Source organism: Shewanella sp. AC91-MNA-CIBAN-0169 (genome assembly GCF_040310165.1).
Classification (GTDB): domain Bacteria; phylum Pseudomonadota; class Gammaproteobacteria; order Enterobacterales; family Shewanellaceae; genus Shewanella.
Genome location: NZ_JBEOPM010000027.1, coordinates 1 through 11,114 on the forward strand (window position 1 = coordinate 1; position 11,114 = coordinate 11,114).

The following is an 11,114-nucleotide window of genomic DNA, read 5'->3' on the forward strand; positions in this document are numbered from 1 at the left end:
GTTTATCGGACGCGGGATGGAGCAGTTGGTAGCTCGTCGGGCTCATAACCCGAAGGTCGTAGGTTCAAGTCCTACTCCCGCAACCATTTCTTTAGTCAATAGAATTAAAATAATTGATAGCGTTTTATCGGACGCAGGATAGAGTAGTTGGTAGTTTGTCGGGCTTAGATTTTTATCAATAAAGAGTCGAAGGTCGTAGTTTTTTTATCAAGTCCTACTCCCGCAACCATTTCTTTAGTCAATAGAATTAAAATAATTGATAGCGTTTATCGGACGCGGGATGGAGCAGTTGGTAGCTCGTCGGGCTCATAACCCGAAGGTCGTAGGTTCAAGTCCTACTCCCGCAACCATTTTCTATTAGTAATTTTCTCATTTCAATTAATTCCTTTTTAAACCCTTAAAATCCCATTGTGCAATTAGTTCCTGTCGTCATGCTCAGCTTTTTATAAACAAAGAGTCGAAGGTCTTAGATTTTTATCAAGTCCTACTCCCGCAACCATTTTCTATTGTTATACCTTTCCTTATAATTTCCCTGCTTTAATTATCTGCAATCAGAGCTATATCTTTATCGTGCCCCTATTTTTATATTTTAATCTCAATCTCACATGTTAATTAATCTGTATAGCTCGTCCAGAGAGTATGAAATGATTAGTGTCACTCGCCGGACTCAAAAAATAAAAACTGTTATGAGCCCAGTCGACATTTATACCCCCTGAACCAAAAATATTAACTTCATCAGTTGAGTATCTTTTCTAGTGTGTTATTTCGATGTTGGTAGCGATAATTTCCACCAGCTCAACATCCCACCTTTAAGTTGATATACATCAGTAAATCCAAACTGTTTAAGTTTTCTAACCCCAGGGATACTGCGATGGGCAGAGAGACATATCACGACAGTTGTTACCTCTGGTGATAATTCAAGCTGTTTTATCGAATCAATAGAAAGCGACGTGATAGGCAGGTTTTTAGAGCCTTCAATATGCGACTTGTGCCATTCCATTTTTGAGCGAACATCTACAATCTGAATATCATTCTTCTGAAGTCGTTTATGTACTTCTTGGGCGCTCATTTCGGGTACTTTCCCAAACGGTAGCCACTGACACAGTTTCTTTAATATCGACATCTATGCATTCCTAATATTGATTTCTAATATTGATTTCTAATGTGTATGCTTAACTAAAGCCGAATTCAGAGGCATTCATTACCAAGCCATCAAGCTAAATAGTGACAAGTTAACTTTATGGAAAACATCATCATGAATGGCGATTGCCTTTCCTATGTCTAATCTCTAATGTCTAATGTCTACCACATAAGTCGCTTCATCAAGCTTTGAACCACTGATGTTTAATATTTATATCACTGATTTGATATCTAACATTAAACAACAACCATGATATCGAGCTTCTATTTGAAATGTTTATGCTCTGGGGTTAGATGATACAACAGTAATATATTGACCATTCAATCATACAACACTGGCTTTTCTATTGACGAGTATTGCTGTCGGCGATTGTGCGCAACAACGCGTAAACAAAAATGCCGAATGATTTCTCATTCGGCATTATCTAAAGTGCAATACAGTTATTTCATCAAAGTGACTTCAACCAGTGTTTCACTTTGGTGCGATTATTATTGTCACGACTTTGCTTAATTAATTCATCATCAGCTTTAATTTGACTCGTTTTAGCCAACCGGTCATAGAGCAAAACATTCACAGATGCAGCTAAATTCATACACCCTACAGTCGGTACATACACAACATCATCAGCAGCATCAATTAATTGCTGTGGAATAGTGCCGTCTTCCGGACCGAATATATAAAAGGCATTATCTGGATGAGAGAATAAAGGCAACGGAGTCGCCCCAACGACAAGATCGACACAGACTATGGTTGCGCCATCAGGCACACTATCGAGTAATGACTCAACACCAATTAAAGGAATACGCTTGGCAGCATCTTTAGTGTCAACATCGTATTGAGCATCACCCGACTTAGCCGCCAATTCATAACGTTTTCCTGTATAGCAAACGTTATCAACACCGTAGCAACCAGCTGCTCGCATAATGCCGCCAACATTGACCGGCGTTTTGGGATTAACTAAACCTATAGTGACTTGTTGCAATGAGGAATTTACCATAAAAGCTGTTTATCTATTCCGGGTTATGCCGCTTGAGCGACAATACGTTGACGTAACTGCTGCCATGCAGCTTCCACTAATGAAAAATCATGTTCATCTAATTCTTCATTTGCCAACGCAAGACATTTAACCAACTTTTGATCAAGCGCAGGTAAATCTTGTTCAGGTTCGACTTCTAATTCAGCTAATACAACGGCGACGTGGCCTTGTAAATAACCACAAGCAAATAACGCATCGTCATCGCTGTGGCTAACACTGTCTTCAATCCAAGACTCTAATGCTGCATCGTACTGTTCTAACATATTCTAGTTCTCCACTAAATCTGGGTTGGCTACCTGATACATTACGTAATCATGGTAACCCGTGACTATTTTGTAATAGCCAGTGAGTGCTTTATCTAATTCAGGGTCGCCACTATCCACAATTAATGGCCTACCTTCAAGTGCTTTTAGCTTAGTTTTTGTGGCTAGGATTAAAATATTGTCTTTTTCTAGTTGCCGGATCAGTTCCGGTGACAACTGCTGATTGCCACGACCCAATATATGCCCTTGCCCACCGATTAATGTAATCACTAGCTTGACGCTAGAATACCTTTTTTTATCGGCAATCAACGCGAGTAATTGTTGCGCGGCAACATCCTTAGCAATCACGCTTTTATGCTGAATAACATCGACACCAAGCAAAGTATTTTCTAAACCAAGGTCTTCCATGACTGCCGCTACGGTGCTGCCTGAACCCATGATATAAAGTTCATCGTCCATTGATTCAATCACATCGGCGGCAATATCGGCCAACACTAATTCATCAACTTCTTTACCGCCCATTTTCACGGCTTGTATATATCGTGGCGCAGCAGGAACCGTCATTTCACCAAACCGTTTCGCTTTTACAATCCCCTGCCTAAAGGCAATCTCATCAATGTCCATTACATCAGCAGACATTAAGCTCACTAGCTCACCTTTAAGTAACATGCTGACAACGAGCCCAGAAGCATGCGGGGTAATACCGTATACACCCGAGTGAATTTTAACACCAGCTGGTACTCCTAACACCGGAAATGAGTCATCAACTACAGCATAAATATCACGGGCAGTACCGTCCCCGCCAGCAAATAGCAACAAATCTAATTGATGATCAAGTAAGCATTTAACCGCTTGTTGGGTATCTATTGCAGACGTTTTTTCAATTGAGGTAGTTTCTAACACGGTATATACATCTTGAGTCGAAAAACCCATTTGACGACATAAGCTCCCGCCCATATCACCAGATGTAGTAATAATATCGATTTGTTTAACGAAAGGTAAAATGACATCCAGAGCTTGTTGCATGCGTTGTTGTGCTTTGGGAATAGCACCTTTGGCAATAGCTTCTACGGCAACGCCGTCAGAGCCTTTTAAACCGACACTGCCTCCAAGGCCAGCTAATGGATTAATGATTACCCCTAAGCGAAAACGTTTCACACTGACTCCTTGCTGATTACATAACTTCTGTGTCTAAAAATGAAGAGTAAATGAATGACCTAGTTAACCAATTATGTATTAGTCGCTGGTTGGCCATTAATATTGGGGATAAGCAATACCGCTATCATTGATAAAAATGCACAAGCTGCCGCAAATACCCAAACCCACATAGTGCTACTACCATCACCCCAAATCATGCCACTTATCCACGTGCCTAATGCGCCACCCACACCAAAACTGACACTGGCGTATAACGCTTGGCCAGTACTTCGATGACTGATGGAAAAATGACGGTGAATGAAATGGATTGAAGCGGCATGGACTAAACCAAAAGTGAAAGCATGTAATAGTTGGCTGATGACCAATAATGAAACGTGTTCAACACCAAATGCCAACAATAACCAACGAATGGCAGTTAACAGAATGCTCACCACAAGCAATACTCGAATACCGTATTGGCGAATAAGACGGGATGAATAAAAGAAAATAACAATTTCAGCTAGCACGCCTAAGGCAACTAGCATTCCAGCGATGGTCTCAGAGTAGCCAACCTGCTTTAGATATAATACAAAAAAACCATAAAATGGTCCGACACTCATCTGCAATAACATTGCAGATAGCATAAACCACACTAATGATTTATCAAATGTAAGTTTAGGACGCTCAGATTTATTGACTACAACACTACGGTTAGCGGGTAAAGGCAATGAGCAAGCAAACAAACCTAAAAACAGTATCATCCCCATATAAGGCAACACTTCGGGGCCCCAGTGATCAATCGCTAATCCACCACTTATCACCAAAATAATATAACCAACACTGCCCCAACTTCGAATGGCACCATAACGTTCAGCTTTATCACCAAGCGTTTCTAACGTAATCACTTCTAACTGAGCAAGAATGGAATTCCAAAAGAAAGTGTATATGGCTAAACTAACCGCAAGATACATGAAGCTGCCGTCGAAGAAAAAACTGGTATAGGTAATCGCTGCAGCAAAGGAGCCAAGCTTTATCAATTCTGCTCGCATACCAGTGCGATCGGCTACAGCCGCCCATACGTTAGGCGCGACAATTCGAGTGGCCATTAAAATGGCCAACAAAAAACCTATCTCTTGGGCATTGAAACCTCGGCTATCAAAGAAAACCCCCAAATAGGGAACCATGATGCCAAGAATAGAAAAGAAAAAGAAATAACAAGCTCTGAGCCAGCGTAAATCTGGTTCAGCGGGTTTCAATGAGGACATTATCGCATTCCGATAACGGGTGTTTGACTAGTAACATATTGGTTTTGCGCACGATGTCTTAACAAGTGATCCATCAATACAATCGCGAGCATCGCTTCAGCAATAGGCACGGCGCGAATACCCACACAAGGATCATGACGACCTTTGGTGATCATATCGATTGTTTCGCCCTGCACTGTCATGCTTTGACCTGGTACGCTAATGCTCGAGGTAGGTTTTAGCGCAATATGAGCCACAACAGGTTGGCCAGATGAAATGCCGCCCAATACGCCACCTGCATGGTTAGATGCAAAACCTTGTGGTGACATTAAATCACGACCTTCTGAACCTTTTTGAGTAACAACACCAAAGCCATCACCAATTTCAACACCTTTAACGGCATTAATGCCCATTAACGCATGCGCGATATCAGCATCAAGGCGATCAAATACGGGTTCGCCTAATCCCACAGGAACACCAGTGGCTGCAACAGTAATTTTGGCGCCTATTGAATCACCAGATTTACGTAAGCCACGCATGTACTCATCTAACGCTTCTAATTTACTGGCATCAGGGAAGAAAAATGCATTTTGCTCAATTTGAGTCAAATCAATAGTGTCAGCGCTAATAGGTCCTAGTTGAGCAAGATAGCCATGAATTTCAATGCCGTGCACTTGCTTGAGGTATTTTTTTGCTACCGCACCTGCGGCAACTCGCATTGCCGTTTCGCGTGCAGACGAGCGCCCGCCGCCACGGTAATCACGCATGCCATACTTTTGTTGGTAGGTATAATCTGCATGACCAGGACGAAACGTGTCTTTAATATCTGAATAGTCTTGGCTACGTTGATCGGTATTCTCAATCAACAAACCAATAGAGGTGCCAGTGGTTTTACCTTCAAACACTCCTGACAAAATTCTTACTTCATCAGCTTCACGGCGTGCCGTTGTATAACGTGACGTGCCAGGACGACGACGGTCTAAATCATGTTGCATATCTTCAACGGTTAACTCCAGTCCTGGAGGGCAGCCATCAATGATACAACCTAAAGCAACACCATGGCTTTCACCAAATGTTGTAACAACAAAGTTTTGACCAATACTATTTCCTGACATGCGCGTTAACTACCTCTATTAATTATTCACTTCATTGAGTGCGATTCTTGTCGCTATTATTCACTATCTTTATAGATGGCGAAAAGTGATTCATTTTCAACTAGCTGATCACGGGTTAATACAAACACGCCATCACCGCCAAATTCAAAATCAACCCAAGCAAATGGCATATCAGGATATTGCTCAATCAAATGCACCATTGAATTACCGACTTCAACGACTAGCAAACCCGTTTCTGTTAAATAATCTGCCGCATTAGCTAAGATACGCTTGGTTAAATCTAAGCCATCATTGCCAGACGCTAACCCAATAGCAGGTTCGTGATGATACTCTTCAGGCATATCACCAATATCTTGTGCATCTACATATGGAGGGTTAGACACAATTAAGTCGTAATGCTGGCCTTTTGGAATCGCTGAGAATAAATCGGATTGCATCGGGAAAACACGATCTAACACGCCCAAAGATTCAATATTAATTTGGGCAACTTCAAGTGCGTCTTCGCTAATATCTAATGCGTCAACTTCAGCATCTTCAAACGCATAGGCACAAGCAATGGCAATACAAGCACTGCCAGTACATAAATCCATAATGCGATTAACCGGTTTGTTATATAACCATGGGCTAAAATGATGATTGATCATTTCGGCAATCGGCGAACGCGGAACCAGTACGCGTTCATCAACATAAAATTCAAGACCCGCAAATTTGGCTTTATTGGTCAAATACGGTACCGGTAAACGTTCACGTACACGGCGAATAATTAATTCAACGATTTTGTGTTTTTCACTACTGGTCAGGTTACTTAAAATAACCTGCTGGCCGATATCTTCTGGTAAGTGTAGAGCATCAAAAACCAATGCAATGGCTTCGTCCCAAGCATTATCCGTTCCGTGACCATAATAAATATTGGCATCATTAAAACGGCTGACAGCCCAACGTAACATATCAGCTATAGTACGTAACTCAGTGACAGCTTCATCTACAAAGATCTTATCCAAAACACACTCCTTAAAAATTGTTCTGCGCTATTGTAACTGATGTCTATTAAGATGACCTAGAATTCAATACAATACGCCCATGAAAGACGATAATTATCCAGACTTATCGCTGTTTAGTGCATTAATCGAGGGTATCAAACCGCTAAGGCAAGATACTCACCACTTTAAACAGCCTGTCAAAGCCAAACAACAGTTCGAAATAAAAGAACAGCAGATTCATGCTGATAGCTATTTTTCGGATACATATCAGCCGCTTCTGCCGGTAGATGGCCCTATGCGTTGGATTAATACCAGCACAGATAAGCATGAATTAAAACGCTTAAGGCGTGGTGACTATTCTCCGGACCTGTTGCTTGATTTGCATGGCATGCGTCAAGCAGAAGCCAAACTTGAATTAGCCGCACTTATCCAAGCATGTGTTAAGCAAAACACGATTTGTTGCTGCGTAATGCACGGCTATGGAATGGGTATTTTAAAACAGCAAACACCAATGTGGTTAGCACAACACCCAAACGTAAAAGCGTTTCACCAAGCACCCAAAGAATGGGGTGGCGATGCCGCGTTATTGGTATTAATTGATATTGGTGAACAACCTCACCGACGTTAATACGAAGAAATAAGCGCGAACATAAAAAAGGTAAGTAATCACTTACCTTTTTTTATTCAGATGTGATTCAAAACGTTATTGTCATTACACAACAACTTGATGTGGTGCCGTCATTGCGACAAAACTCGCGTTATGCGTCTGTTTGTCTATGTGAGCCACCGCAGAGGTAGCAAACAAAGGTGGCTCAACCCCCGCCACAAGCTCGCTGACCATAAATCCTAAAATTGGCATATGTGCTATAACCAATACATTATCGGCTTTATATTGCTCGGCATAAGCCAACACAACATCTATCGCCACTTTAGCATCGCCAGAGGGAGTCACATCATCAAGTACTAACCACTTACGGGGTTCAGCTAAGTGTTTACTGACTTCTTGCCACGTTTGCTGCGCACGTAAATAAGGGCTCACAATCACCAAATCAAAATGGCTGACCTGTTTTGCTAACCAATTAGCCATATAGCCAGTTTGAATACGGCCTGTTTCAGTTAACTTTCGTTCCCTATCGGACAGAGCATCAAAACTCGCTTCACCATGGCGCATCAAAAATAGCTGCATACTTCTCTCGTGATGTTTTTATTATCATTCTTAACCAATTGTAGCGTTAATCAGCGCAACAACAAACCTAGAATTGAGCATATTTAGATAAACTTTAGTCGATAATTGAATAAAACTGACCAAGGTAATTTGCTAAAAAGTAATAACAAGATCAATATATAACAAGTTATCTTTTCTGGAGTCTCCTCTTGCCTGAATTTCCAGCAGTTTATAAAAGCCAAAATGATCATCGCCAATACCAATATCGAGTGTTGAACAACCAACTTCGAGTGTTATTGGTTGAAGACATGCAATCAAATCAAGCAGCCGCATCTATGGCGGTTAGTGTTGGTCATTTTGACGATCCTGTTGACCGACCAGGTATGGCGCATTTCCTTGAACACATGTTATTTTTAGGCACCGAGAAATATCCAGATTCAGGAGAATACCACGCTTATATTAATCAACATGGTGGCAGTAATAATGCTTGGACAGGCACAGAACAAACTAACTTTTTCTATAGCATTAATGCCGAAGCCTTAGAAGGTTCATTAGACCGATTCAGTCAATTTTTTATTGCCCCAAAGTTTGACTTAGAGTTAGTGGATCGTGAAAGGCAGGCAATCGAATCTGAATTTAGCTTAAAATTAAAGGATGATATTCGCCGAGTTTACCAAGTTCAAAAAGAAACCGTTAATCCAAAACATCCATTTTCAAAATTCTCTGTCGGTAACCAAACAACTTTAGCGGGTAAACAAGCAGACATTCGGGATGAATTGCTGGCTTTTTATCAACAACATTACAGTGCTAATATTATGACATTGTGCGTTGTCGCTCCACGCCCTATTGCAGAGCTAGACACCATCGTTAAAAAATACTTCTCAAACATTATCAATAGAAATGTAAGTAAACACTATCCATCTGAAGCAATGATAACGAAGGACCAATGTCAAAAACATATACAAATTGTACCGTTGAAAGATCAAAAACGAGTCAGTATTAGTTTTTCACTGCCAGAGATAGACCAATTTTATAAGCGAAAACCACTCACATTTATCAGCCATTTACTCGGTAATGAAAGCCCAGGGAGTTTACTGTCCTATTTAAAAGTACAGGGGTTAGCCAATAACTTATCTGCTGGCGGTGGGGTTAATGGTTACAACTTCAAAGATTATTCAATCAGCATACAATTAACCGACAAGGGATTTGCAGAGCTTGATGAAGTGGTAACTTGTGTATTTGAATACATTGAATTGATTAAGCTGCAAGGTGTACAAGCATGGCGTTACCAAGAGCGAGCCAATTTACTTAACACTGCGTTTCGATTCCAAGAACAGATCAAAACCTTGGATTTAGCAAGCCATCTCAGTATCAACATGCACCATTATGATATTGAAGACATTATTTATGGCGACTATCGCATGGATGAAATGCTAGAGGATGAAACAACACAACTGCTGTCTATGATGTCGGCAGCTAATATGCGCTTACTTACGGTTGCAAAAGAATCACAGGTCGATAATCAAGCAAAATGGTACGACACTCCGTACCAAGTGAGATCATTACAACCCCAACAAATAGCAAAATGGTCTTCCGTTACGGTAAGAGAGTCACTTAAACTTCCGGAAAGAAATCCGTTTATTGTCGCCAACCCGCAAGCTAGGGCAGACAAAAGCGATACTCCAGTACCCACTATTGTTGCAGAAGGCGAAGGTTACCGTATTTGGCATAAAAAAGATGATGAATTCAATGTTCCTAAAGGGCATTTATACTTATCGTTAGACTCAGATCAAGCGAGCTCAACCCCTAGACAAGCAGCATTAACAAGACTATACGTTGAAATGCTTATCGATTATCTGACTGAACCAACATACCAAGCAGAGGTTGCTGGCCTTAACTACAATATTTACCCTCACCAAGGCGGCATTACCCTGCATTTAACCGGTTTTACGGGTAACCAAGAAAAGCTCCTCACTCTAATCATCAACAAAGCACGCGAGCGTAACTTTACCGAACAACGCTTTAGTATGATTAAAAATCAGATATTACGCAGCTGGAATAATGTTGCTCAAGCTAAGCCAATATCTCAATTATTTACCAGCTTAACCGTGTCGCTACAAAAAAGAAGTTTTGAACCCGCAAGAATGGCTGAAGAACTCACGCTACTGACACTTGATGATTTACACAATCATGTCAGCGAATTTTACAAAAAAGTTTATCTTGAAGGTTTGGTATACGGGGATTGGCTGGTTGAAGAAGCACAGCAACTCGGCAAGCGTTTGCAACATCTATTGTCTTTAGTCACGAAACCAAGCGCAGAGTCTTCACGCGAACTTATCAACCTAGATAAAAGAGGTTCATTACTTCGCGAAAAAACCATTTCCCATCAAGATAGTGCGATTATTGTTTACTATCAGTCTCGGATGGCGACACCAGAACGTGTGGCGTTATTCAGTCTACTGAACCATACAATGTCATCTACCTTTTTTCATGAGTTACGCACTAAACAACAATTAGGCTACATGGTTGGGACAGGTTACTTACCGTTAAACCGACATCCAGGGATGATTTTTTATGTGCAGTCCCCTACTACAGGTCCAAGACAACTTCTCGAAGCAATCGACGAATTCATCGCCGACTTTAATTATGCCGTTATGCAAATAACCAATGAACAATGGGAAAGCACAAAGCAAGGTATGATAAGTCAAATAATGGAACATGATACCAATCTAAAGACACGCAGCCAACGCTATTGGGTGAGCTTAGGTAACCGCGATTATGGATTTAATCAACGTGAAATGGTCGTCGCGGAAGTCGAAAAGCTCACCAGAGCTCACTTGATCAAGTTTATGGTGGCTCACATGCGCAGTAGAGATTGTGACCGTTTAGTCTTGTTTAACAGTGGTGAACAACATCACAGCCAAACAAGCCTTCGTTCAGATAATATGATTGTCGACTTAAAAACATTCAAACATCAAGCAGATAAATTTCAGTTTTAACCAGCATCGACGTTTAAAGGTCTAAAAAATATAA

10 protein-coding genes and 3 tRNA genes are annotated in these 11,114 nt (G+C 41.0%); 5 read left to right on the forward strand and 8 right to left on the reverse strand.

Annotation, left to right across the window (positions count from 1 at the left end; translation table 11 throughout):
• Nucleotides 1–10 precede the first annotated feature (10 nt).
• From AAEY98_RS18485 to AAEY98_RS18495, 3 genes are all read left to right on the forward strand, one after another.
• Nucleotides 11–86, forward strand: a tRNA-Met gene (locus tag AAEY98_RS18485).
• 46 nt (nucleotides 87–132) lie between these two features.
• Nucleotides 133–229: transfer RNA gene (locus AAEY98_RS18490), tRNA-OTHER, on the forward strand.
• Nucleotides 230–274: 45 nt separating this feature from the next.
• Nucleotides 275–350: transfer RNA gene (locus tag AAEY98_RS18495), tRNA-Met, on the forward strand.
• A 410-nt stretch (nucleotides 351–760) separates the two neighbouring features.
• Here the strand turns inward: AAEY98_RS18495 and AAEY98_RS18500 are convergent.
• From AAEY98_RS18500 to prmB, 7 genes are all read right to left on the reverse strand, one after another.
• Nucleotides 761–1,123 (reverse strand): rhodanese-like domain-containing protein, encoded by a 363-nt coding sequence (locus tag AAEY98_RS18500; RefSeq protein ID WP_351018705.1) that lies wholly within the window; start codon nucleotides 1,121–1,123, stop codon nucleotides 761–763.
• A gap of 466 nt (nucleotides 1,124–1,589) precedes the next feature.
• Nucleotides 1,590–2,138: an RNA methyltransferase gene (locus tag AAEY98_RS18505; protein ID WP_162023525.1), complete on the reverse strand. Its 549-nt coding sequence runs from the start codon at nucleotides 2,136–2,138 to the stop codon at nucleotides 1,590–1,592.
• A 23-nt stretch (nucleotides 2,139–2,161) separates the two neighbouring features.
• Nucleotides 2,162–2,440, reverse strand: coding sequence for a YfcL family protein (locus AAEY98_RS18510; protein ID WP_101086601.1), 279 nt, complete (start codon nucleotides 2,438–2,440; stop codon nucleotides 2,162–2,164).
• A gap of 3 nt (nucleotides 2,441–2,443) precedes the next feature.
• Nucleotides 2,444–3,598: an ATP-NAD kinase family protein gene (locus AAEY98_RS18515; RefSeq protein ID WP_351018709.1), complete on the reverse strand. Its 1,155-nt coding sequence runs from the start codon at nucleotides 3,596–3,598 to the stop codon at nucleotides 2,444–2,446.
• A gap of 71 nt (nucleotides 3,599–3,669) precedes the next feature.
• Nucleotides 3,670–4,842, reverse strand: a complete 1,173-nt coding sequence (locus tag AAEY98_RS18520; protein ID WP_192116336.1) for an MFS transporter — start codon at nucleotides 4,840–4,842, stop codon at nucleotides 3,670–3,672.
• On the reverse strand, nucleotides 4,842–5,936 hold the full coding sequence (gene aroC / locus AAEY98_RS18525; RefSeq protein ID WP_351018713.1) for a chorismate synthase: 1,095 nt from the start codon (nucleotides 5,934–5,936) through the stop codon (nucleotides 4,842–4,844). The genes AAEY98_RS18520 and aroC overlap by 1 nt, the downstream gene beginning before the upstream one ends.
• Before the next feature lie 56 nt (nucleotides 5,937–5,992).
• The gene (gene prmB / locus AAEY98_RS18530) at nucleotides 5,993–6,937 is read right to left on the reverse strand and encodes a 50S ribosomal protein L3 N(5)-glutamine methyltransferase (protein WP_101086598.1); all 945 of its coding nucleotides are present in this window, start codon (nucleotides 6,935–6,937) and stop codon (nucleotides 5,993–5,995) included.
• A 79-nt stretch (nucleotides 6,938–7,016) separates the two neighbouring features.
• Here prmB and smrB point away from each other — a divergent pair, with 79 nt between their 5' ends.
• Nucleotides 7,017–7,544, forward strand: a complete 528-nt coding sequence (gene smrB, locus AAEY98_RS18535; protein WP_162023529.1) for an endonuclease SmrB — start codon at nucleotides 7,017–7,019, stop codon at nucleotides 7,542–7,544.
• Nucleotides 7,545–7,628: 84 nt separating this feature from the next.
• On the opposite strand, the gene sixA is transcribed toward smrB, so the two are convergent.
• Complete coding sequence (gene sixA / locus AAEY98_RS18540) at nucleotides 7,629–8,102, reverse strand: phosphohistidine phosphatase SixA (protein WP_351018716.1); 474 nt, start codon at nucleotides 8,100–8,102, stop codon at nucleotides 7,629–7,631.
• Between the two features lie 188 nt (nucleotides 8,103–8,290).
• On the opposite strand from sixA, the gene AAEY98_RS18545 reads away from it, so the two are divergent.
• Nucleotides 8,291–11,080: an insulinase family protein gene (locus AAEY98_RS18545; RefSeq protein WP_351018719.1), complete on the forward strand. Its 2,790-nt coding sequence runs from the start codon at nucleotides 8,291–8,293 to the stop codon at nucleotides 11,078–11,080.
• Nucleotides 11,081–11,114: the final 34 nt, after the last annotated feature.

What these genes read in the sequence shown, in the direction of transcription:
- AAEY98_RS18510 (WP_101086601.1), bottom strand. Translation starts at nt 2,440, where the DNA reads ATGTTAGAACAGTACGATGCAGCATTAGAGTCTTGGATTGAAGACAGT.
- AAEY98_RS18520 (WP_192116336.1), bottom strand. Translation starts at nt 4,842, where the DNA reads ATGTCCTCATTGAAACCCGCTGAACCAGATTTACGCTGGCTCAGAGCT.
- smrB (WP_162023529.1), top strand. Translation starts at nt 7,017, where the DNA reads ATGAAAGACGATAATTATCCAGACTTATCGCTGTTTAGTGCATTAATC.
- sixA (WP_351018716.1), bottom strand. Translation starts at nt 8,102, where the DNA reads ATGCAGCTATTTTTGATGCGCCATGGTGAAGCGAGTTTTGATGCTCTG.
- AAEY98_RS18505 (WP_162023525.1), bottom strand. Translation starts at nt 2,138, where the DNA reads ATGGTAAATTCCTCATTGCAACAAGTCACTATAGGTTTAGTTAATCCC.
- AAEY98_RS18500 (WP_351018705.1), bottom strand. Translation starts at nt 1,123, where the DNA reads ATGTCGATATTAAAGAAACTGTGTCAGTGGCTACCGTTTGGGAAAGTA.
- aroC (WP_351018713.1), bottom strand. Translation starts at nt 5,936, where the DNA reads ATGTCAGGAAATAGTATTGGTCAAAACTTTGTTGTTACAACATTTGGT.